The sequence below is a fragment of the Wenzhouxiangella sp. XN79A genome, assembly GCF_012272825.1.
GTDB lineage: Bacteria > Pseudomonadota > Gammaproteobacteria > Xanthomonadales > Wenzhouxiangellaceae.
This window is the reverse complement of sequence record NZ_JAAWWS010000145.1, coordinates 43669-64525: the sequence shown is the minus strand read 5'-3', so window position 1 is coordinate 64525 and position 20857 is coordinate 43669. Positions and strand designations below refer to the sequence as shown.

The following is a 20857-nucleotide window of genomic DNA, read 5'->3' as shown; positions in this document are numbered from 1 at the left end:
GCGCGCCGGGATCAGAGCCGGCGCAGGTTGTGCGGATGTAGATTGAAGTGCGCGGTCCTGCCGCGCGAACCGGCGGGAAGGACCAGGGTCAGCCGACCGACGGACGCTTCGAGGTGGTCGCCCAACCGGGTCGGCGACGAGGTCAGTTCGAGCGCCTGGTCGGCCAGTCCGGTCACCGAATGGTCGGCAAGCAGAATCTGCTCGGCGGGCAACAGGATCCGCACCCGGTCACCCGGTACGAGGCCCGGCGGCCGCTCGCGCACGCGCAGGATCCGCTCGTCGACATCCAGCCGCACCGAGTCGTCGTCGACCAGCAGGCCGTCGAGCACGTTCAAACCACGCTCGCGCAGGGCGGCGCCGACGTCGAACGACTCGGAAAAGCGTCCCCGGTCCACGAACACCATCCGATCCGACATCCAGGCGTGTTCCTGGACGTGATGGCTGACGAACAGGGTCGGCGTGCGCAGTTCACCGCGAAGACGCAGCAGGCAGTCGACGATGCGCTGCTTGCGATCGTCATCCAGCCCGGTCAGCGGCTCGTCGAGCAGCAGGATGTCGGGCGCGCTGTACAAGGCCCTGGCAATGGCCAGCCGCTGCATCTCGCCGCCGGACAGCCGCGTCACGTCGGTCCTCAGCAGATCATCGAGGTGCAGCACGTCGAGCAGCAGGTCGAACAGCCGGGCATCGTCGGGGAGGCCGCGCCGGCGCCGTCCGAAGGCGAGGTTGTCCCGGACATCGAGGTGATCGAAGAAGATCGGCCGCTGGGCAACCAGCGCGCATCGCCGGCGATAGGCCGGCACGGTCTGCCCGTCGCGGCCCATCCAGGGCGTGCCGTGCACCCGGATCTCGCCGCGTGCGCCGGGCTCGAGTCCGGCCAGGATCCGCAGCAGCGTCGACTTGCCGCTGCCCGAGGGGCCGTGGATGCCGAGCACCTCGCCGGCGCCCACGATGCCTTCGGCACGCAGGGCCAGCCCGGGAAAGTCCACTTCGACGGTCCAGTCGATCACGCAAGCATCGCCCGGCGGCGCCCCAGGTAGACGTAGACGATCAACAGCACGATGAACGAGAACACCAGCAGGATGGCCGACAGCACGTGCGCCTCGGTCAACTGCAGCGCCTCGACGTGATCGTACACGGCGATCGAGGCCACCCGGGTCACGCCCGGAATGTTCCCGCCAACCATCAGCACCACCCCGAACTCGCCGACGGTGTGCGCGAACGCGAGAATGCTCGCGACCACGAAGCCCTGTCGACACTGCGGCAGGACGACGCGCAGGAAGGTCGCGGTCGGCGAGGCGCCGAGGTTGGCTGCGGTTTCCAGCGTCTCCCGACCCAGTCGGGAAAACGCCGCGGTCAGCGGCTGCACGTAGAACGGAAGCGAATAGATCGCCGAAGCCACGACCAGCCCGGAGAAGCTGAAGGCCAGCGTCGTGCCGGTCAGCGCGAACCAGCCGCGGCCCAGCACCGTATCGGGTGCCATGGCCAACAACAGGTAGAACCCCAGCACGGTCGGCGGAAGCACCAGCGGCATGGCCACCACGGCTTCCACGGCCGGCCGGAAGCGGTTGCGGGAAAACGACAGCCACCACGCCAGCGGCGTGCCGATCAGGATCAGCACCAGCGTGGTCACGGCCGACAGCTGCGCGGTGACCAGGAGCGGCGTCAGGCCGGGAAAGTCCATCAGCGCGCAGGGCCGGTCCGGTAGCGGAAGCCGCGAATCAGATCCCGTGATGACTCCGAGGCCAGAAACTCGACGAATACCGGCGCCTGGGGGTGTTCGGCGACCTGCACCGCGTACTGCGAAATCGGCTCGTGCAGATCCGCATCGATCTCCTGCAGGCAGCCCCGATCGACGGAAACGGCCTGCGATCCGGCGATCAGACCCGCAGCGGCGTTGCCGGTCGAAACGAACAGGAAGGTCTGGCCGATGTTCTCGCCGATCACGCGGCGCGGCTCGATCCGGGACCACAGACCGAGCGACATCAACGCCTGCTCGGCCGCCAGTCCGTAGGGCGCGATCTCGGCATTGGCCATGCTGATCCTGCCCTCCAGGTCCGGAAGCGCCGCCAGGCAGTCCTCACCCGCCGCCAGGCCGGGAATCCACAGCATCAGAATGCCGGCGGCGTATTCGAACAGGGTGTCGGCCCGACCGAGCCCGGCCTCGGCCAGCAAGGTCGGCCGTTCACGGTCTGCGGCGAGAAAGACGTGAAACGGCGCGCCGGAGCGGATCTGGTGGTACAGCTTGCCCGTCGAGCCGTTGCTGATTTCGACGGTCGTGCCGGTCTGCGCCTCGAACGCCTCGGCCAATCGACGCGCGGGCTCGGCGAAGTTCGAAGCCACTGCGAGCCGCAGCGGTGACCCGGCCTCCTCCTGGTCGCCACTGCAACCGACGACGAACAGGCCGACGGCGGCCAGGACTATACTCGCAGGCACTCGCAACATGAGCATTCTTCGTCCGATGAAACAGGGAGGGAGTATACCCAGCGCATTCCGGCTGCGGCCATCGGCGGTCCGTTTGGCGTTGGTCTACCTGCTGGTGCTGTCGATCGCGATGTTCCGCTTCGAACGGCTGGATCTGCTCGCGGCCATCGCGCTCGCCCATCTCCTGCTCTACGCGGTAATGAAGCTCGACGCGCGGCCGCTCGGCCGCATCATCCGCCGGCTGGGCTTGTTCTTCCTGTTCATCTTCCTGGTCAACGCGACCGAATGGTCGGCGCTGTTCGACGGGCCGCCGAGCGAATGGATCGACCACGACGGCCTCTGGATGGCGCTTGCACTGTCACTGCGGGTCCTGATCGTGGTGGTGGCCAGCACGCTGGTCCGGCTCTCGGCGCCGCCGGGCGCCTTTGCCGAGGCGATTCGATCGTTCGGCCTGCCGCGGATGGCGGCACTTGCCGTGGACGGCGTGTTCGATCTGCTCGGCAGCGAAGGTGGGCCCGGCTCCGGCTCCGGGGGCGGGAAAGGAGGCGGAAAAGGGGGCGGGAAAGGAACCGGCAAAAGTGGCGGCGGTGGGCAAGGACCGTCGGCGACGTCCGACGGTCCGGCGTCCCTGACCTGGTCGGATTTTCGACAGCGCCGGCTGGACGCGGTGGTCGGGATTCTGCGCCACAGCCTCGAACGGGCCCAGCAATGGATCGCCGATCGCGCTCCCGATCTCCCCGCACCGGCCGTGCGCGACGCATCGCTGATCCTGATGACGGCGCTTGCCATCATGAGCGTGCGGTTTCTCCAGGTGCTTCCCGGTCTGCCGATCGCACCGGGCCACAAGAACCTGCTGATCGTGCCGCTGTACCTGTTCGTGGCGGTCACCACGCGGTCCCGATTCGGTGCCACGCAGTGCGGCCTGGCCATCGGGCTGCTCAGTTTTCTCTTCGGCCAGGGGCGATTCGGAGTGTTCGAGGTCGTCCAGTGGCTGCTGCCGGGAGTGGCGGCGGACCTGATGGCGCCGTTGCTTCGGCGGGTGCGCGGCGGACTGCGCTGGCCTGTCTTTGCGCTGGCGGGAATGGTGCTGGGAATTCTCCGGTTCTCGGCCGGGTTGCTGATGATCCTTCTGGCCGGGGGGCATCCCGGACTATTCGCGATATACTTGCCGTTCCTGATCTCCCAGACCGTGTTCGCGACGCTCGGCGCCAGCCTTACCCCCTGGTTGAGCGGTCGCTGGTCGAGGATCGAACACCCTTCCATCGACACGCACCGAGGAACCCCCAAATGAGCCAGTCCCCGCACGACGACGGCCGGCTGCATCTCGACACCGGCCTGATGCGCGAATCCCTGGTCAGCGAGAAACTGGGCCGGAGAACGCACTCCGACCAGGTCCGCCGGATGGTGCCCGACGTCAACATGATCGCCGTCGGCGGGCGCAGCATCATGGACCGCGGGGCGGCGGCCATCCTTCCGCTGGTCGATGAAATCGTCGAGTGCAAGGCCGACCACCGAATGATCGTCGGCGTCGGCGGCGGAACCCGCGCACGGCACACCCAGCAGATCGGCCTGGACCTCGGGCTGCCCAACGGGGGCCTGGCCCGGATCGTCGGCGGCTCCGAGGAACAGAACCGGGACATCCTGCAGTTCCTGCTCGCGCCCAACGGCGGCATCGTGTTCATCAAGGATGAAATCCAGAATCTCCAGCTGCAGCTCAATGACGGCATGATCCCGGTCACGATCGGACAGCCCCCGTACCATTGCTGGGAGCCGCCGCCGAGCGAGGGCGTCCTGCCCGAGAACGGCCCGGACGTCGGCCTGTTCCTGATGGCCGAAGTGTTCGGCGCGCGCAGCGTCACCTACGTGCGCGATGTCGATGGCGTGCTCGACGGCGACGTGTCATCGGGCGCCGAGCTGGAGACCATTCCGCGCATCTCCGCCCGCGAGCTGCTCGAGCGGGGGCTGCCCGGCCTGCCCGTGGAACGGGAACTGTTGCGCACGCTGGATCGCGCGCGCAGCGTCAACGCCGTGCGCGTGATCAACGGACTGGTGCCCGGCCAGCTGCGGGCCGCGCTGGCCGGCGAGGATGTCGGCACGCTGATTCACAACGACCGCTACACCCAGGAGAGCGCGGCATGACCGAGCGAGTACAGTGGCTCAAGAGCCAGGCCGAGACCCCGGCCCCGACCGGCCCCGGGGCCATCGACGATCCGCTGGCGCTTCGCCGGAAATTCCCGCCGGTCCGGATGCTGCCGAACACCTGGGTGTTGAAGATCGGTGGCCAGAGCATCATGGACCGCGGCCGGGACGCGGTCCAGCCGATCCTCGAGCAGCTGATCGAGGCGCGCCGACGCGGCATCAATTTCATCCTGGGCGTCGGCGGCGGCACGCGTGCGCGTCACGTCTACTCGCTGGGCCTGGATCTCGACCTGCCGACGGCCGTGCTGGCGCGGCTGGGCGCCGCCGTCCCGGTGCAGAATGCCCGGATGCTGCACATGCTGCTGGCCGAACACGGCGGCATCATGTGCTACGTCGATCACTTCGAACTGCTGCCGATGTTCCTCAACGCCGGCAGCATCCCGATCGTGCCCGGCATGCCGACCTTCGAATACTGGGAGAAGTCGCCGGAAACCGGTCGCATCCCGCCCCACCGCACCGACGCCGGCGTCTACCTGCTGGGCGAGTTCCTCGGCGCCCGCGGCGTGCTGTTCATCAAGGACGAAGACGGGCTGTACACCGACGACCCGAAGAAGAACCCCGACGCGGAGTTCGTCCCGGAGATCACCGCCGGCGAGTTGCTGGCCTCGGGCCAGGACGAACTGATCGTCGAGCGGGTGGTGCTGGAGTACATGCAGCGCGCCGCCCAGGTCCGCGAGATCCGGTTCATCAACGGGCTGAAGGACGGCGCCGTGCTCGACGCGCTGGAAGGCGGGACCGGCGGCAGCGTGATTCGCGCGGACTGACTCCGGAACGGACGCCGCCGCGGGCGTCGTCCGCACCCGCCGGATCAGTCGGCGATCGGCTCGAGCGAATGGACCGCGCGGGTGATCAACTGCCCTCGCGGTTCGACCCGGAAATCGATCGCCTTCATCGCACCCCGCTGGTTCGGGACCAGCCAGATGCCCTGCCCGGTCCGAAGATCGGACTGCGAGAATCGTATCGGTTCACCGACGCAGGGCACGAGCTCCACCGCGGCGGCCTCCGGCAGGAGCTCACCGAGCTGGATGCCGGCCTCACCCCCGTGCCGGCCGTCCGGCACCACGCCCTGGCTGTATTGCTCGATCAGGTCCCGGGTCGGCCGCGATTCCGGATCGGCACCTATCCATCGGATCTGCGCGAACCCTTCGGCGGCGCAGCGGTTGACGACTTCGGGGCGTTCCGGCGGGGTCCAGGGCTCACCCGGAAGCGACGGTGCGTCGCTGATCCGCACGGCCTGGACGAAGGCCGCCACGGCGCCCAGCAACAGAACCACGGCAACGATGGGCATCAAGGACTTCATTCGGGTCGTTCCTCTTCGGACAGGCCATTGGATTCAGGCGATCGTTCGGTCAGCAGTTCGATGCGGTAGGGCGTTCCGAGACTTCGCTCTCCGGCCTCGTACAGGCCGGCGCGAATCCGCCGGCCGGACGCCGCGAGTCGCGTCCCGATGACCAGCGGTTCTGCCTCGGACCGCGTGAGTTCGATCGGTGCCTTCCGGCAGAAGTGAACGCGCAGCACCGACCAGGGTTCGTCGAACGGAACGGCCGAAGGCACGGCGTGTTGCTCCGGACTCGACGACCAGCCGACCCAGGCCGTTTCCCCCGACGCGCTCACCCAGGTCACACCGGAGCGCTGCTCCGCCGTGGTGCAATGCTGCGGCGAGCGGACGGCCTGGTCCGGGTCCCAGGGCGTTCCCGCGCCGATCGGGATCCTCGGCACGGTCGTCGGCGCCGCCTGCATCTCCTCGGCGTTCTCGCGCAGGCCGACGACGAGCAGTACCAGCCCAAGGCCGACCGCTCCGCCCAGCAACAACCGCTCGATCCAGCTCATTCCGCGCATCGCGTACGCAACCCGTTGGTTTCACCCTGAACGAAAAAACGGCCGCCCCGGGTCGGAGCGGCCGTCGCTGTCCATGCATCGAGCCGAACGAAGGGCCGTCGGAGCGGCCCCGCGATCGATCAGCCCTGGCGTCGCCACACCTGGACGGCGGCGACGCTGCCCAGCAGCAGCGCGATGGCCAGGAACATCCAGTGGTTCATCAGCGGGACGGCCACCGAGGCCGGCAGGCCGGCGATCGCCACGGCATCCACGCCGGTCGGCAGCGCCGCCTGCGGGCAGACTTCGGTGATCGCGCCGGAGGTGGTGTCGATGGACACCAGGCGGGTCGCGCAGTTGGTATCGTTGCAGAAACCGCCTTCGATGGCGTAGAGCGTACCGTCGCTGGCGAAATCCATGCCGTTGATCGTGAAATTGGTGTCTTCCCCCGTGAGCTGGACGACGAAGCTGGCCAGGCCGGTGGTCGGATCGACGGTGTACAGGGCGTCGGCGATGACCCCGCCGCGCTCCTCGCCGTTCCCATTGCCGGCGCGAGCGCCGTCACCGCAGCCCGAGCAGGGAATGGTCCAGATCGTGCCGCTGCTGTCGACCGACGTGCCCGAGCCCGCCGACGGATTGTTCCCCGGATAGGCATCACCCAGCACGGTCACGACGCCGGTGCCCGGATCGACCTGGGTCAGGTCATCGCCGCTCTCGGTCCACGCGTACCAGTTGCCGGTGGTCGGGTCGAACGCCATGTCGGGGAAGTTGCCGACGTTCGGGTCACCCCCTCCGTCGGTGAGGTCGATGATCGAGGTCAGCGCGCCACTGCCCGTGTCGATCGAATACAGGGTATAGGGCGGCGTGAAATCGGTGGCCCGGATGCCGACCAGGTTGCCGGCATTGTCGAAGTCCATCGCCGTGATCGAGTCGCCCATCGTACCCACCGTCGAGACCGAGCAGGTGGCAACGTCGAGCGCGTAGAACGTCTGCGGCGGCGGCTCGCTGGGCGTGCCGTTCGAAATTCCGGTGCCTGTTGCCAGGAACGCGGTCTGGGCGGACACCGACCCGGCCAGCGCGAGCAGCCCGATGGCGGAGAGGATCGTGGTTTTCATTGTTGTTGCTCCCGATTGAGTTTCCTGAGTGGCGGCACGGACGGCGAGCGCGGCCGATCCTGGTCATGGGCTTCGGACTCGCAGGCCCGAAACGATAGGATGCGTGGAGTATAGGATGCCGACCGCCGGAAATGCAACGGCCCGGCCGAGCGCCGTCCGACGGGTCGGCGGCCGAGTCCGCCCCCCGGCGCGGTCACCCCGAGCGCTCCGATCCACGGGCGACGCCGCACGGCTGGCGCGGCCGGGAACCGCAACCCCGCTCCCGGACCGGGAATCGCGCGCTTCATGGACGCGGCAGCCACTGGTGGGCGGCAGCACGTCGAAACAGGAACGGCCGCCCCGAGGGGCGGCCGTTCCGTCGATTGCCGTGCCGCCGCCGAAGCGACGGCGCCATCGATCAAGCCTGGCGGCGCCAGGCCTGGGAGGCGGCGACGCTGCCGAGCAGCAGCGCGATGGCCAGGAACATCCAGTGGTTCATCAACGGCACCGCGACCGAGGCGGGCAACCCGGCGACGGCCATGGCGTCGATGCCGACAGGCAGCGCCGACTGCGGGCAGACCTCCGTGATCGCGCCGGTGGTGGTGTCGACGCTGACCAGCCGGGTCGGACAGTTCGTGTCGAAGCAGAATCCACCTTCGATCGCATACAGCGTATCGTCGCTGGCGAAATCCATGCCGTTGATCGTCGAACCGGTGTCTTCGCCGGTCAGCTGCACGACGAAGGTCGCCGCGCCCGTCGTCGGGTCGATGGTCCAGATCTCATCGCCGGCGTTGCCGCCGCGCGGCTCGCCGTTGGCGTTCGGACCCCGCACGCCGTCCCCGCAGCCCGAGCAGGGAATCGACCAGATGGTTCCGGCACTGTCGGCCGCCGTGCCGGAACCGGCCGAACCGAGGGTCGAATCACCCAGTACGGTGACCACGCCGGTCCCCGGATCGACCACCGACAGGTCGTCGGAACTTTCCGTCCAGGCGTACCAGGTCCCGCTGACCGGATTGAACGTCATGTCCGGGAAGTTGCCGGGAGCGGCTCCACCGGCGCCGTCGGTCAGGTCGATGATCGGCGTGGCCGCACCGCTGCTCAGATCCAGCGAGTACAGCGTGTACGGCGGGGTGGAATCGGTCGCGCGAATGCCGACCAGGTTGCCGGCGTTGTCGAAGTCCATCGCCGTGATGGAATCCCCCATCGCACCGATCGTCGTCACCGTGCACGATGCGACGTCCAGCGAGTAGAGGGTCTCCTGCGGCGGCTCGGCCGGACTGTTCTGATCGATCCCGGTCCCGGTCGCCAGGTAGACGGTCTGCGCGGACACCGTTCCGGCCATGGCGAACAGAACGAGCGCGGTAATGGATCTGACGTTCATCGGGCGGCCCTCCCTCTCGAATCCTTCGGCAATATGAATGCAGCGGCCCGGGATCGATCGACACAAACGATCCCCGGGGCCGCCCGAGTATAGGCGGATCGAACGGGCGGGCGCAACTGCCAGGCGAACACTGCGGCAGCCGCCGTCGGGCTCGGCTCACCGCGCGGCGGCCCGCGCACGTCGGCCCACCCGCTTGACGAGTCACCGAAGGCCGCCGGATACTGCGGCCTGAAACACCGCCCCGCGGACCTCCGATGACCGAAGCGCCGATCACCCAGCTGCTCGACCGCGCCGCGCGCGGCGACCGCGCCGCGGACGAGGCGCTGGTCGCGGCCGTGGTCGGGCAGCTGGAGCGGATTGCCCGTAACCAGCTGGCCGCCGGCAACCGCGGCGGGCTGGACGGATTGACGCTGGAGCCGCAGATGGTCGCCCACGATGCGATCCTGAAACTGTTCGAGCAGCCGGTGGAGTTCGAGAACCGGCGCCACTTCTTCGCCTACGCCACCCAGGTCATGGCCCGCGCGATCATCGACTACCAGCGCAAGCGCGGCGCGCAGAAGCGCGGCGGCGACCTCCAGCGCGTCACCCTGTCCTGGGTGCGGGACGAATCGTCGCTCGACCTGTTCGACGTGCCCGAGGCGCTGACCGAACTCCAGGCGCTGGATCCACGCAAGGCCGAACTGGTGGGCCTGCGGGTGTTCTGGGGCGCGACGATGGAGGAAGCCGCCGACCTGCTCGAGATCTCGCTGTCGACCGCCGAGCGCGACTGGCGCTTCGCGCGGCGCTGGCTGGCCGACTGGCTGGATCGAGGCGTACCGCGCAATCCGGGCTGATCGAGGCTTGTTCGGTCGTTTGATCCCACCTCATGGGTCGAGCAAGGGCACTGGTCGTCCATCGCGTCGATCGGCCTCGACCCGGGCCTGAAAGCGCTTCTGCAGTTCCATCCACTGCGGCTCCCCGCGCAGCGCTTGCAGGTCAGGGTCCTGGAGCATCCCGAGATGCCAACCCGGATTCCGGATGCCTGCCTCGAGCGCCGAGAATGCCTCGGCAGTGCGCCCCATCCGGGCCAGCACAGCAGCCCTTGAGGGAATGGTCGTGGCGTAATCGAGCACGTCGCACGGAGAATCGATCGCGCATTGATCGTCCTGCATCGCGGCATCCAGCCATTGCCCGGCGGCATCGTTGTCGCCAAGATCGGCCGCGAGCAAGGCAAGCGCCAGCTTGGCCTTGGTGCGCTCGCCGCGCGCCGGAGCCTCGTCGCCCGCCAGCGCCAGCGCCCGGCGGGCGGCCTGGTCGGCTTCGGCGGTGCGGCCGAGACCCCGGAGGACCATCGCGAGATTCCGGTAGTGGCTGGCCCGTTGTCGATCGGTCAGATCCGGCGTCGCAGCGGCGCGCTCGATCACGACCTCGAAGTACGTCAGCGCCCGCGCCCACTCACCGCGGCGGATCTGCAGCATGCCCAGCTCGTAGTCCCGCATCGCGACCTGGATACTCTCGGCACCGCGGTTTTCGACCAGGATCTCGCGCGATTCTTCAATTGCGGCCTCGGCCGCGTCGTAGTTCCCGAGCAGCTGGAGCGCCTGGCCCAACTTCAGGAGGCTGTCGGCCACGGACGGATGGCGCTCGCCGGAGGCCGCCTTGTCGATCTCGACCGCTTGTTCGGCGTGCATCCGCGTCGCGGTTCGGTGCCCGAGGCGCTGATAGGCATTGGCCAGATTGTTGTGCAGGGTGCCGATGTACGGATGCGTCGGTGGCAACTCCTGCTGAACTTCTGCCAGGACCTGCTCGAAAGAATCGGCAGCGCCCCGGAGATCGCCCTGCCGATACTGGACCACCGCCATGTTGGCCCGCAGCACGTTCAAACGCTGTTGGACGGCCAGGCTATCGTCGGCGGTTGCCGCGCCCAGACGCTCGGTCACTTCTAGTGCGCGGCGGTAGGTCTCGACCGCCTCGTCGAAGCGCTCGGTGCGCGATAGGACGATCGCGAGCTGATTCAGATTAAATCCGGCTTCCTGGCTTTGCATCGTACCGGCCGCTTCCAGTTCGTTCAGCGCCTCCCTGAAGTAACGTTCGGCCTCGGCCAGTTCACCGAGGTCGCGATGGACCGCGCCCAGGCGACCCAGCATCCGGCCCAGTCGGCGCGAATCGGGGAGCAGGGCCGCACGATGTTCGGCGATACCCTGCGAAATCAGCTCCAGCGCCCCGTCGAGATCGCCAAGCGACCAGTAGACCTCGCCCAGTGATTCGAGCAGACGCACCCGCACCGCCGGCGCATCGTCCAGTTCGTCGACTCGCTCGCGCCCCCGTTCCAGCAGCTCGCGTGCCGTCGGATCCGAGCCGGCATTCTCGCGGGGGTCGGCGGCCTGGAACAGTTCGACCATGAAGGCCGTCGCTTTCTCGGCCGTCTCGCGCTCGGCGCGCGCCTGCTCAGCGGCCGCCAGCGCCAGCTGTTCGGATTCGCGCGCTTGCTGCAGGCCGAACAACGCGACCACGGCGCCGCCGATCAGCGCCATCCCCACAGCCGCAGTCGCGGCCACCGGCCAGCGGTGCCGCCGAATGAACTTCCCGGCCCGGTAGCGCAGCGACGGCGGCTGCGCGACCACCGGCTCGTTGGCCAGGTAGCGCTTCAGGTCGTCGGCCAGGTCCGCCGCGCTGCCGTAGCGCCGCTCGCGGTCCTTGGCCAGCGCCTTCAGCAGCACCGAGTCCAGGTCGCCCTTCAGCCGCGCGCGCCAGCGCTGCGTGGTCGCGTCCGACAGCGTCTCCGGCGCCGCCTGCACCCGGCTGGGCCGCGGTGTCTCACCCTCGCGGATCTGCCGGCACATCGCCTCGAAGCCCAGCGCGCGCAGTTCCCGGCCGGTCATCGGCAGCGTGCCGACCAGCAACTCGTAGAGCACCAGCCCCAGCGAGTAGACGTCGGAACGCGTGTCGATGTCGACCTCGCCCAGCGCGGCCTGCTCCGGGCTCATGTACTCCGGCGTGCCGATCAGCTCGCCCAGCCGCGTGACCTGCGTGCGGTCGTCGGCGTCGCCTTCCAGCACCCGCGCGATGCCGAAGTCGATCACCTTCGGCACCGGCTGGCCGCCGTCGTCGACGACCAGGATGTTCGACGGCTTCAGGTCGCGGTGGATCAGGCCCTTGCGGTGGGCATGCTGGACCGCCTCGCAGACCGGCAGCAGCAGCTCGATGCGCTCGGCCAGCCCCAGCTGCCGCTCGGCCGCCCAGTCGGTGATCGGTACGCCCTCGATGTACTCCATCGCGAACCACGGGCGGCCGTCCTCGAGGCTGCCGGCGTCGAACACCCGCGCGATGTTCGGGTGCTCCAGCACCGCCAGCGCCTGGCGCTCGGCGCGGAACCTGGCCATCGCTTCCTGGCTGTCCAGGCCGCGGCGGGTCAGCTTCAGCGCGGCGCGCCGGCGGACCGGCTCGTCCTGTTCGGCCAGGTAGACCCGACCCATGCCACCCTCGCCGACCAGGCGGACCAGCCGATAGGGGCCGACCGCTTCGGGGTCGCTGGGAAGATCGGGAGAAAACTCGCCGATCGAGGCGGCCATGCCGCCGCGGCCGGCCACCGAGTCCAGCGCCTGTTCATCTCGGGCCAGCCGATCATCGGGCTCCAGCAGTCTGACCAGCTCGGCGTGCAGCGCGGAATCCTCGGCCGCCAGCGCCTCCAGCCGCGCCTGACGGGCCTCGGGCCCCAGGGCCTCGAGTTCATGGAACAGCGCCTGGAGGCGCTGGAATCGGTTCGAATCGGTCATATCGAATCTCGGCCGGGTGCGGACCGCGCGCATTGGAGGATCTTCTTGTACAGACGAATTCCATCGGCCGCAACCATCGCCGCACGCCCGAGCAGGTTCACTTCGACCAGACCACCGGCCACAGCGTCTTCGGCAGGTACAGCGGATGGGCCGGCTCGCCGGAGGCGTTCAACCGCAGGACCTCGAGCCGGTCGCCGAGCAGCCCGCGGACTCGTGCGGAGCGGCCGAGGAACGCGCCGTCGTTGCCCCAGCAGGCAACCCGGCGCGGGCAGGCCTTCGCGACCCGGCGTAGCCAACGATCGTTTTTCGGCCCGACCGGGTCGTCAGCCATCTTGAGGTCCTCGGGGTAGGTCGCGCGGAACGCGAACAGGTTCAGCACCCAGACCCCGCCGAAGCCCCAGTCGCGGGCAAACCCGATGCAGCGCCGAATGGTCGGGTCGTTGCGCCGGGCGTCGGCCGTCGACGGATTCAGGCCGATCAACATCACCCGCGGACGCGCCGCGTCCCACTCGCGCCACAGTGCATAGCGCCAGGTGCGGCAGCGGGAGAAATGGGCGCCGGAGTTCATGAGACGTGCGCTGGCCATTTTCGAGCTGGGGTGATCTGCAATGGATTCGGCCTGAACACGGACGCAGCGCGCTTCACTCGGCGGTGTGGATCCGCAGCCGGTCGCGGCCAGCGCGCTTGGCCTCGTACAGCGCGCGGTCGGCGCGCTCGAACAGCCGAGCGAAATCATCGCCGGTCCGGCTCTCGGCCAGACCGATGCTGGCCGTCAACGGGCCGTGTCCGTCGGTGTCGATCTCGCGCACGACCCGGCGGATCCGCTCGGCCACGTCGCCGGCGATGTCCGGGTCGGTGTCCGGCAGCAGCGCGACGAATTCGTCGCCGCCGAAGCGCGCGAACACGTCGCCGGAGCGGAGCACGCCCCGGATCGCCTGGCTGGTGGCCGCCAGCACCCGGTCGCCGCTGACGTGGCCACGCTCGTCGTTGATGGTCTTGAAGCGATCGAGATCGATGACCAACAGGGACAGCGCCGCGCCGCTGCGCTCGATGCGGCGAAGCTCCAGCGCAGCCTGGCGCTCGAGGAACTCGCGTGACCCGGCGCCGGTCAACCGGTCGACCATGACGCTCTGGCGAAGGCGCGAATTGTCCCGGGCCAGCAGCGGGATGGCGACCCCGAAATAGGCGACCGTCGCGACGATGGCCACGGCGAACGGGTAGACGAACACGAACGGCTCGAGATCGAGCACGAACAGCCAGCCGACCACAACGGCGCTGTTGAAGGCCGTGGCGATCGGCGTGCGGGTGGGCGGTTCGGAGAAGGTCAGCCACATCTGCGGCAGCAGCAGCACGAAGATCGCGAACGCGCTTTCCACCGTGCCCATTCCGGCCGCCAGCAGCATGGCCGCGCTGATCACGACGGCATTGGCCGCCAGCCGGACCGCGAACGGGCCGGACCAGCCGGGGTCGGCCGCGACCACGGGCCGCACCCGGAACCCCGGGCGCGGCGTCACCCGCATCAGCATCTCGATCAACCAGGGGGCGAGCACGATCACCGCGACCAGGTCGCCGACCCAGAACGCCAGCCAGCTTTCGGCCAGCTCACCGACATCCATCAACCCGCTGAGGATCAGGGCCAGCGGTCCGAGCAGGCTGGCCAGCAAGGTGCCGACCACGGCCACCAGCACGAAGTCGATGACGATCAATGGGAGTTGATGCTCGGCCCGCCGGGCGAGCTGCCGAAGCGCCATCGCGGCCAGGCCGTAGCTGGCCAGGTGCGCAGCGCTGAACACCAGGCCGGCGACCAGCGAGTCGATCCAGCTCGACGACGGCGGATCACCGAACACCGGCCAGATCGTGACCAGCACGATCGCCAGCGCGATCATCGGCGCGATTCGCCAGCCGACGACCAGGAGGGCCGCCAGCGTCAGCGCCGCCGGCGGAAACCAGAGGCTGGCGTGCTGCGCGTAGGAACCGAGCGTGCCGACCAGGTAGAGCAGCAGCCACCCGACCAGGACCACGGGGCCGAGCAGGGCCGGGGGCCAGGGTCGCCGAGACCTGGATTCCGATGACGTTTCGCCCATGCACCGTGCGCGCCGGCGGATGCCGATGCTGCACCCTCCCCGAGTGAAGTCGAGTTACCCGGCCCGCACCCAGGCGGCCGGAACCGGCCTTCATCCTAACCGTTCGCGAAGCCCGGAACCACGCCACGGCCAGCAGGCCGGCGCCGAACACAAGCCGCGCGATCGGCAGGCTGGCCGACCACCGATTCCGCGCCCGGCGATTCGATACGCTCACCGATGCCCTGGACGGCGTGGTCCGCGAGCGCGGGCCGGCGGTGCTGTACGAGGTACCGCTGCTGATCCACCGGATCGGTCAGCGCGGCGACTCCGACCCGCGGTCCTGCGCGAACGGATCGAACGCCTGGACCACGCGCTGATGCTGCCGGAAGACAGCGTGCTGCGTGAACCGATCGATCGCGAACTGCTCGAGACCACCCGGACGCCCCAATGGCAGACAATGCCGGCCCCTGCCTGCCGCGGCGCTGAAAGCGATCAGCGCGACGGCGACCACATCATCTCCTGGCGCGCCGCGTCCAGCCGGACCTGCTCGCGCGCGGCGTCCCGCGCCTCGGCCAGCCCGAGATAATCCCGCTCCAGCCGATCGCTGGCGAAGCGGAGTTCGCCGTCGGCCAATTCCCACTCGTGCGCGTGAGCGAGCAACCATTCGACCAGCGTGCGCTCGGCCGCCAGCAGGTCCAGGGTCGGCTGCATGACCCGGTCCAGTTCCGCGTCGCGCGCGCCGGCGTCGAGCATCGGATCGATGAACACGCGGCGGACCGCGGGCTGAATGTCGCCGCTGGCGGCGATCTCGGCCAGCTCGGCGTCGAAGGCGTCGGCAAGCCGCGACCATTCGGCCACGTCGGTCTCGTAGACCCGACGCAGTTCGTCGAGCGTCTCCAGATGCGTTCGCAGATCGAGGCCCGGCACCCGCTCGGCCCGACCCAGCACGCGGTCCGCGTCCCGGACCCAGGGGTGCACTTCGTGAGCCATCAGGTCGGCCTGGGCCACGAAGAATCGCCGGTAGGCCCCTTCGATCGCGGAATACGGGGGATCGAGCACCGGGGCCTCTTCGATGTCGGGCGACCGGCCGGCGCGCAAGGCCTCGTCGACCCGCTGCATCAATGCGACCAGCTCGATCTGGAGCGGCACGGCCGCGTCCGGAACCCCCCCGCCGCAGTGAGGCAGGCCCGGCGGGAGCGTGAAATCGACCTGCTGGGTGGCGGTGCGCGATACCGCCCTGCCGTCGACGCAGCGCGGCGAGAAGCGCCAGAACTCGAAGATCCTGGCCGCGGCGTCGAAGGCGCCTTCGGGAACGCTCTCGAGCACCCGGGCGTCGGCGACGGTGCCGTCCGGCAGGATCGTGAAGGCATAGCGCGCGTAGCCTTCGACGCAGAACATCGCCGCCTCGGCCGGATAGGCCGGTTCGACCTGCACCAGCGGCACGACCTCGCGGTCGGCCACGCCCTCGCAGCTGGCGGCATCGATGCGCCCGGCCAGCAGGATCCCCATCGCGGCCGTCCACCGCCTAGCATTGTTCATGACGTTTCCCTCTACTGTTCCCGTATTTCAGTGTAGAAGAACACGAAGTCACGTACTTTGCGCCGGACGGCCGGTCGCCGCTTGGCGATACGCGGGGTACGCTGAACCACGAAGAGAGGTTCGACATGCGATGGACAGCCACATTGGCCGCGGCACTGGCCGCCTACCTGGTGACCTGGCTGGCTGCGGTGATCATGCTGCCGGACGCGTCCGGCTTGGCCACGATCGCTGCATTCATCATGGCGATCGGCTTCGGCGCCCTGACCTGGCGCGCGCTCGGACGGCCCTCCGCCGGGCTGGGCCGAACGGTCGCGATCGGCGCGGTGGTCGGCCTGGCCGGAGGGTTCCTGATCGGCTTCATCGGGCCGATACTGCTGGACCCGACCGGCGCCCAGGGGCCGATGCTCGGGCTGTTCGTCACCGGTCCGCTCGGCATGCTGGCCGGTGCGGGCGTCGCGCTGCTGGTCACGATCACGGCGCGCGACTGAATACGCGCAGCGCGACTCAGGGCGCGGCGACCAGCAACAGCGCCGTCAGCGCATAGACCGCGGCGAACGGAATCACCAGGTACCCCATCACGTCGCGCGCCTGCAGCACCACGCCGGCGCCCATGACCGGCAGGACGACGAGCAGGAAGAACGGCTGCAGCAGGTTGGTCGAGGTCTCGCCGTAGGCCACCGCCATCGCGATCTTCGCAACGAAGGCCTGCTGCTCGTCCGGCGGCAGGTGGGCCGAAAGGTTCAGCGCAGTCTCGGTCAGCGAAGGGCCGATCACCGCCCATTCGCCGCCGGCCGACGGGATCGCGAAGTTGACCACGGCACCGGCAAACTGGGCGATCAGCGGCAGCGTGGCCATGCTCGCCCCGTCGGCCAGCCAAAGCGAGACCTGGGCGCCGAGCCCGGAGAACATCATGATGCCCATGATCCCGGCGTAGAACGGGTACTGGAAGATGATCCCCGAGACGTTCGCGCAGGCCCGCTTCATCGCGATCGCATAGCGCATCGGCGTGCGGTGGACCAGCAGCCCGATCGCGAAGAAGGTGAAGATCATGATGTTGAGGTCGAGGTCGAAGCCGCGTCCGGCGAAGTGGCCGACCACGTAGGCCAGCGCCGCGAGGCCGACCAGCGTCTGCAGCAGCCAGCCGTTGTTCAGTCGGTCCGAGACGCTCGTCCCGCCGAGCCGAAGTGATTCGGCCTCGTCGACGACATCGACCTCGTCGCGCGCGTTCGCATCGGCCAGGTCGGCCACTGTCTTTGCCCGGTCCGCTCGCGGCCGCATCGCCCACATCAGCAGCGGTACGGCCAGGAAGTACAGCGCGACGTAGGCCGCATTCAGCGCGCTGCCGAGCGTGGCCGAAGCCGGGATCTTCGCCGCCAGCACGCCGCTTTCGATCAGGAAGTTGCCGTCGGTGTTGAGCAGCAGCGGGATCGAACTGGACAGGCCGCCGACCCACGGCTGCCCGGAGATGTAGACGCAGGCGACCAGGTAGGCGTAGTCCACGCCGTCGACCCGCTTCGCCAGCTCGCGGGCCAGCACCGCGGTCAGCACCACCCAGCCCCAGCTGACCAGGCTGAACAGGCCGCCGGCCACGAGCACCAGCACATAGACCGCGCCGGGCGATCGGGCCAGCCTCGACAGCCGATCGATCACTCGGCTGGCGATCGGCGACAGCGCGATCGCGAAGCCGGTCGCCAGGATGAGCACCATCTGCATGCCGAACTCGAGCAGCATCCAGAAGCCCCGGTACCAGTGGCCGCTCAGTTCCGAGATCGGGGTCCCCGCAGCGCTCCAGGCCAGCGCGGCGACCAGCACGGTCAACACCAGCGCGAACACGAAGGGCTCGGGAATCCAGCGTCGGAGGCGGGAGGAGAACAGGTTGCCGAGGGATGCGAGCATGGACCTGCGGGTGACGGGGTTGAGGGGGGAGAATACCCTTGGGAGGGACATGGGGCGAGGGAAAAGGGGAACCTGATTGCGTAGCGGACTCAGCCAGCGAACGGAAGGAGCCGTCGGACGGCCCGAACTCTTTCTTCTGAACCGCAAAGGAATCCAGGGCGGCTGATCCGATCGAGTTCGAAGCGCATCCGGGCCGATGCGACCGCCTGGTTCGCCCCTCGGACATGTGCGTTCATTTGCGGTTTCAATCGGGAACAAGCTTCTGAAAGAAAAGCACTCCGTAGCTGTGTTTGATGCGTAATCAGGACGGGGAAAGGGACGAGGGGCGAGTACCCTTCGATCAGCTGCGAGTCTGGATTCGGGCTTGCGCGTGAGGCCAGCGCGCCGCATCATCGGATACGAACGCCGAACCGACTCGTCCCTTGCCCCTCGTCCCTGCCCATGCTCAGCTACCGCCACGGCTTTCACGCCGGCAACCCCGCCGATGTCTTCAAGCACGCCGTGCTGCTGGCGCTCGTCGAGGCGATGCAGCGCAAGCCGAAGGGCATCCGCTTCGTCGACACGCACGCCGGTCCGGCCGACTACGACCTGGGTCACGAGTTCGCGACGAAGAACCGGGAATTCGAGCGCGGGATCGGAGCGATCTGGCGCGACCCTCCGGCCGCCCTGGCCGACTACGTCGACGCCGTGCGGCGCCACAACCCCGAAGAACGGCTGGCCCGATACCCCGGCTCGCCAGAGCTGCTGCGCGACCGGCTACGGGGGCAGGACGAGCTGGTCCTGTGTGAACTGCACCCGACCGAACAGCGGGCGCTGAACGAACGGTTCACGCGGGATCGCCACGTTTCGATCGTGACCGGGGACGGCTACGCGACGCTGGCCTCGCTGCCGGCGCCGAAGACGGGCCGCGGACTCACCCTGATCGACCCGCCGTTCGAGCTGAAGTCCGAGCTGGACGACCTGGCCGACGCACTGTCCGCCGCACTCCGGCAGTTCGGCCATGGGGTCTACGCGATCTGGTACCCGGTGATCGAGGGCAAGGCGACGACGCCCGATGCATTGCCGGACATCCTCGGCCTGGATGACGAGTCCTGGCTGGATCTTCGCATCCGGTTCACCGAGGCCGAGCGACTCGGGCGCATGACCGGCTGCGGCATGGCGATCGTCAACCCGCCGTGGAGCGCACGCGATGCGCTGGCCCGGATCACGGCACTGTGGCCGGCCGAGGCCGGATCAGCTGCGTGAGGTCAGGCGGCGAATGCCGATCGCCTTGAGCACGTAGCGTTCGTAGACCGGCTCGGCATGGCCCTTGCGTACCTTGCGCATGAAGTACTTCTCGAACGCGATCTTGGCCCAGTGCACCCACTTGCCCTTCTTCGCCCAGGTCACGTTGCGCGGCGGGATCTGCGGCAGCGCGACGAAGGCCACGCCGGTGTCGCCCAGGTCGGCCAGGCAGATCGCGTTCCAGGTCGCCTCCGCGTCGGCTTCACCGCCCTCGATGTCGGCGGCGATGTTGTGGACGATCGCGCTGATCATCGACTCGATCATGTAGCCGGTCTTCGGCGCGCCGACCGGCAGCGGCGTGTCCTCGACCGGCGGGATCGCGACGCAGACGCCGGCGGAAAAGATGTTCGGATAGGTGGGGTTGCGCTGGTGCTTGTCGATGGTGACGAAGCCCTTGGGGTTGCACAGGCCCTCGGTCGAGGCCACCGCCGGCACACCGCGGAACGACGGCAGCATCATCGCGAACCCGAACTCCAGGTCCCGGCTGCGCTTGTCCTGGCCGTCCTCGTCGACCTCGGTGATCGCCATCACGCCGTCGCGCACCTCGTCGACGCGCGCGTTGGTGACCCAGTGGATGTGGGCCTGGCGCAGCTCGTGCTCGAGCATGGACTTGGAATCACCGACCCCGCCGAGACCGAGGTGGCCGATGTACGGCTCGCTGGTCACGAAGGTCATCGGCACCTTGTCGCGGAGCCTGCGCTTGCGCAGGTCGGCATCGACGATCATGGCGAACTCGTAGGCCGGCCCGAAGCAGCTGGCGCCCTGCACCGCGCCGATCACGATCGGCCCGGGATTCTCGAGGAACTTCTGGTACTGCGCCCAGGCCTCGGCGGCATGCGGCGTGGTGCAGACCGACACCGTGTAGCCGTCGTCGGGACCCAGCCCGGGGATGGCGTCGAAGGCCAGTTCCGGTCCGGTGGTGATCACCAGGTAGTCGTAGTCCAGCACCTCGCCGTCGGCCAGCCGGACCCGGTTGGCCTCGGGCTCGATCGCCTCGGCCTGGCCGGCCACGAAGCGGATGCCGCGTTTTTCCATCGGCCGGGCCAGCTCGACCTTGACCGCCTCCGGCGTTCGCCAGCCGACCGCCACCCAGGGGTTGGACGGCGTGAACTGGAAGTGGGTGTCGCGATTGACGACCGTGATGTCGTGGTCGCGACCCAACCGATCGCGAAGCTCGTAGGCGGCCGGTACCCCTCCGATGCCGGCGCCGAGGATGACGATGCGTGCCATGGGATCCTCCCGGAAAAGCGCAGCGCTCGGGTTCGCTGCGTGAATGCGCGTTCCTTAATATTAGACTTTTCTAATTCTATGTGCAACTCGACCGCAGGACGGTCCGCACCACGCGCTTGATGTTTGCCCCGGCAGCACGGATCATTCGCTGCAGGCACGGGCAACCACGGACGCAGTTCG

At 68.7% G+C, this 20857-nt stretch carries 20 protein-coding genes; 6 read left to right on the top strand and 14 right to left on the bottom strand.

The window, feature by feature from the left end; genetic code table 11:
- Nucleotides 1-11 precede the first annotated feature (11 nt).
- Genes HFP89_RS07015 through modA form a run of 3 tightly spaced genes read right to left on the bottom strand, consistent with a single transcriptional unit; the run spans nt 12 to nt 2442 of the window.
- Entirely contained in the window at nt 12-1007 is a 996-nt protein-coding gene (locus HFP89_RS07015) for an ATP-binding cassette domain-containing protein (protein ID WP_168716934.1), read from the bottom strand.
- The gene (modB, locus tag HFP89_RS07010) at nt 1004-1681 is read right to left on the bottom strand and encodes a molybdate ABC transporter permease subunit (protein ID WP_168716933.1); all 678 of its coding nucleotides are present in this window, start codon (nt 1679-1681) and stop codon (nt 1004-1006) included. The genes HFP89_RS07015 and modB overlap by 4 nt, the downstream gene beginning before the upstream one ends.
- A complete protein-coding gene (gene modA / locus HFP89_RS07005) occupies nt 1681-2442 on the bottom strand; it encodes a molybdate ABC transporter substrate-binding protein (RefSeq protein WP_168716932.1) in 762 nt (253 codons plus the stop codon). Before modA ends, modB begins: the two co-directional genes overlap by 1 nt.
- Between modA and HFP89_RS07000 the strand changes: the two genes are divergently transcribed.
- From HFP89_RS07000 to HFP89_RS06990, 3 genes are read left to right on the top strand one after another with little or no spacing between them, the layout of a single operon-like run.
- Entirely contained in the window at nt 2441-3712 is a 1272-nt protein-coding gene (locus tag HFP89_RS07000) for a CbiQ family ECF transporter T component (RefSeq protein WP_206212252.1), read from the top strand. The genes modA and HFP89_RS07000 overlap by 2 nt on opposite strands.
- Nucleotides 3709-4560 (top strand): uridine kinase, encoded by an 852-nt coding sequence (locus HFP89_RS06995; protein ID WP_168716931.1) that lies wholly within the window; start codon nt 3709-3711, stop codon nt 4558-4560. The genes HFP89_RS07000 and HFP89_RS06995 overlap by 4 nt, the downstream gene beginning before the upstream one ends.
- Entirely contained in the window at nt 4557-5384 is an 828-nt protein-coding gene (locus HFP89_RS06990) for a uridine kinase (RefSeq protein ID WP_168716930.1), read from the top strand. The genes HFP89_RS06995 and HFP89_RS06990 overlap by 4 nt, the downstream gene beginning before the upstream one ends.
- A 44-nt stretch (nt 5385-5428) precedes the next feature.
- On the opposite strand, the gene HFP89_RS06985 is transcribed toward HFP89_RS06990, so the two are convergent.
- The 4 genes from HFP89_RS06985 to HFP89_RS06970 form a co-directional block, all read right to left on the bottom strand.
- Nucleotides 5429-5920: a hypothetical protein gene (locus HFP89_RS06985; RefSeq protein WP_168716929.1), complete on the bottom strand. Its 492-nt coding sequence runs from the start codon at nt 5918-5920 to the stop codon at nt 5429-5431.
- Nucleotides 5917-6450: a hypothetical protein gene (locus HFP89_RS06980; protein WP_168716928.1), complete on the bottom strand. Its 534-nt coding sequence runs from the start codon at nt 6448-6450 to the stop codon at nt 5917-5919. Before HFP89_RS06980 ends, HFP89_RS06985 begins: the two co-directional genes overlap by 4 nt.
- A gap of 128 nt (nt 6451-6578) precedes the next feature.
- Nucleotides 6579-7550 (bottom strand): hypothetical protein, encoded by a 972-nt coding sequence (locus tag HFP89_RS06975; RefSeq protein ID WP_168716927.1) that lies wholly within the window; start codon nt 7548-7550, stop codon nt 6579-6581.
- A gap of 397 nt (nt 7551-7947) precedes the next feature.
- Nucleotides 7948-8910 (bottom strand): hypothetical protein, encoded by a 963-nt coding sequence (locus tag HFP89_RS06970; protein WP_168716926.1) that lies wholly within the window; start codon nt 8908-8910, stop codon nt 7948-7950.
- A gap of 254 nt (nt 8911-9164) precedes the next feature.
- On the opposite strand from HFP89_RS06970, the gene HFP89_RS06965 reads away from it, so the two are divergent.
- Complete coding sequence (locus HFP89_RS06965; protein ID WP_168716925.1) at nt 9165-9743, top strand: ECF-type sigma factor; 579 nt, start codon at nt 9165-9167, stop codon at nt 9741-9743.
- A gap of 30 nt (nt 9744-9773) precedes the next feature.
- Here HFP89_RS06965 and HFP89_RS06960 read toward each other — a convergent pair whose 3' ends face one another.
- From HFP89_RS06960 to HFP89_RS06940, 5 genes are all read right to left on the bottom strand, one after another.
- Nucleotides 9774-12665: a serine/threonine-protein kinase gene (locus HFP89_RS06960; protein ID WP_168716924.1), complete on the bottom strand. Its 2892-nt coding sequence runs from the start codon at nt 12663-12665 to the stop codon at nt 9774-9776.
- Nucleotides 12666-12762: 97 nt separating this feature from the next.
- Nucleotides 12763-13251: a DUF1643 domain-containing protein gene (locus tag HFP89_RS06955; protein ID WP_206212251.1), complete on the bottom strand. Its 489-nt coding sequence runs from the start codon at nt 13249-13251 to the stop codon at nt 12763-12765.
- A 55-nt stretch (nt 13252-13306) separates the two neighbouring features.
- A complete protein-coding gene (locus HFP89_RS06950; protein WP_168716923.1) occupies nt 13307-14686 on the bottom strand; it encodes a diguanylate cyclase in 1380 nt (459 codons plus the stop codon).
- A 355-nt stretch (nt 14687-15041) separates the two neighbouring features.
- The gene (locus HFP89_RS06945; protein ID WP_168716922.1) at nt 15042-15239 is read right to left on the bottom strand and encodes a hypothetical protein; all 198 of its coding nucleotides are present in this window, start codon (nt 15237-15239) and stop codon (nt 15042-15044) included.
- Nucleotides 15221-16267, bottom strand: a complete 1047-nt coding sequence (locus tag HFP89_RS06940; RefSeq protein WP_168716921.1) for an energy transducer TonB — start codon at nt 16265-16267, stop codon at nt 15221-15223. Before HFP89_RS06940 ends, HFP89_RS06945 begins: the two co-directional genes overlap by 19 nt.
- A 125-nt stretch (nt 16268-16392) precedes the next feature.
- On the opposite strand from HFP89_RS06940, the gene HFP89_RS06935 reads away from it, so the two are divergent.
- Nucleotides 16393-16755 carry a hypothetical protein gene (locus HFP89_RS06935; RefSeq protein WP_168716920.1) on the top strand — a complete coding sequence of 121 codons (363 nt, stop codon included), beginning with the start codon at nt 16393-16395 and terminating at the stop codon, nt 16753-16755.
- A 16-nt stretch (nt 16756-16771) separates the two neighbouring features.
- Here HFP89_RS06935 and HFP89_RS06930 read toward each other — a convergent pair whose 3' ends face one another.
- Entirely contained in the window at nt 16772-18163 is a 1392-nt protein-coding gene (locus HFP89_RS06930; protein WP_168716919.1) for a TIGR00366 family protein, read from the bottom strand.
- Between the two features lie 441 nt (nt 18164-18604).
- Between HFP89_RS06930 and rlmJ the strand changes: the two genes are divergently transcribed.
- The gene (gene rlmJ, locus HFP89_RS06925; RefSeq protein ID WP_168716918.1) at nt 18605-19408 is read left to right on the top strand and encodes a 23S rRNA (adenine(2030)-N(6))-methyltransferase RlmJ; all 804 of its coding nucleotides are present in this window, start codon (nt 18605-18607) and stop codon (nt 19406-19408) included.
- On the opposite strand, the gene HFP89_RS06920 is transcribed toward rlmJ, so the two are convergent.
- Entirely contained in the window at nt 19397-20677 is a 1281-nt protein-coding gene (locus tag HFP89_RS06920; RefSeq protein ID WP_168716917.1) for an FAD/NAD(P)-binding oxidoreductase, read from the bottom strand. The genes rlmJ and HFP89_RS06920 overlap by 12 nt on opposite strands.
- Nucleotides 20678-20857: the final 180 nt, after the last annotated feature.

Excerpts from the sequence above, each read along its gene's own strand:
- modB (WP_168716933.1), bottom strand. The coding sequence starts at position 1,681 with ATGGACTTTCCCGGCCTGACGCCGCTCCTGGTCACCGCGCAGCTGTCG.
- HFP89_RS07000 (WP_206212252.1), top strand. The coding sequence starts at position 2,441 with ATGAGCATTCTTCGTCCGATGAAACAGGGAGGGAGTATACCCAGCGCA.
- modA (WP_168716932.1), bottom strand. The coding sequence starts at position 2,442 with ATGTTGCGAGTGCCTGCGAGTATAGTCCTGGCCGCCGTCGGCCTGTTC.
- HFP89_RS06995 (WP_168716931.1), top strand. The coding sequence starts at position 3,709 with ATGAGCCAGTCCCCGCACGACGACGGCCGGCTGCATCTCGACACCGGC.
- HFP89_RS06990 (WP_168716930.1), top strand. The coding sequence starts at position 4,557 with ATGACCGAGCGAGTACAGTGGCTCAAGAGCCAGGCCGAGACCCCGGCC.
- HFP89_RS06985 (WP_168716929.1), bottom strand. The coding sequence starts at position 5,920 with ATGAAGTCCTTGATGCCCATCGTTGCCGTGGTTCTGTTGCTGGGCGCC.
- HFP89_RS06980 (WP_168716928.1), bottom strand. The coding sequence starts at position 6,450 with ATGAGCTGGATCGAGCGGTTGTTGCTGGGCGGAGCGGTCGGCCTTGGG.
- HFP89_RS06975 (WP_168716927.1), bottom strand. The coding sequence starts at position 7,550 with ATGAAAACCACGATCCTCTCCGCCATCGGGCTGCTCGCGCTGGCCGGG.
- HFP89_RS06970 (WP_168716926.1), bottom strand. The coding sequence starts at position 8,910 with ATGAACGTCAGATCCATTACCGCGCTCGTTCTGTTCGCCATGGCCGGA.
- HFP89_RS06965 (WP_168716925.1), top strand. The coding sequence starts at position 9,165 with ATGACCGAAGCGCCGATCACCCAGCTGCTCGACCGCGCCGCGCGCGGC.
- HFP89_RS06960 (WP_168716924.1), bottom strand. The coding sequence starts at position 12,665 with ATGACCGATTCGAACCGATTCCAGCGCCTCCAGGCGCTGTTCCATGAA.
- HFP89_RS06955 (WP_206212251.1), bottom strand. The coding sequence starts at position 13,251 with ATGGCCAGCGCACGTCTCATGAACTCCGGCGCCCATTTCTCCCGCTGC.
- HFP89_RS06940 (WP_168716921.1), bottom strand. The coding sequence starts at position 16,267 with ATGAACAATGCTAGGCGGTGGACGGCCGCGATGGGGATCCTGCTGGCC.
- HFP89_RS06935 (WP_168716920.1), top strand. The coding sequence starts at position 16,393 with ATGCGATGGACAGCCACATTGGCCGCGGCACTGGCCGCCTACCTGGTG.
- HFP89_RS06930 (WP_168716919.1), bottom strand. The coding sequence starts at position 18,163 with ATGCTCGCATCCCTCGGCAACCTGTTCTCCTCCCGCCTCCGACGCTGG.
- rlmJ (WP_168716918.1), top strand. The coding sequence starts at position 18,605 with ATGCTCAGCTACCGCCACGGCTTTCACGCCGGCAACCCCGCCGATGTC.
- HFP89_RS06920 (WP_168716917.1), bottom strand. The coding sequence starts at position 20,677 with ATGGCACGCATCGTCATCCTCGGCGCCGGCATCGGAGGGGTACCGGCC.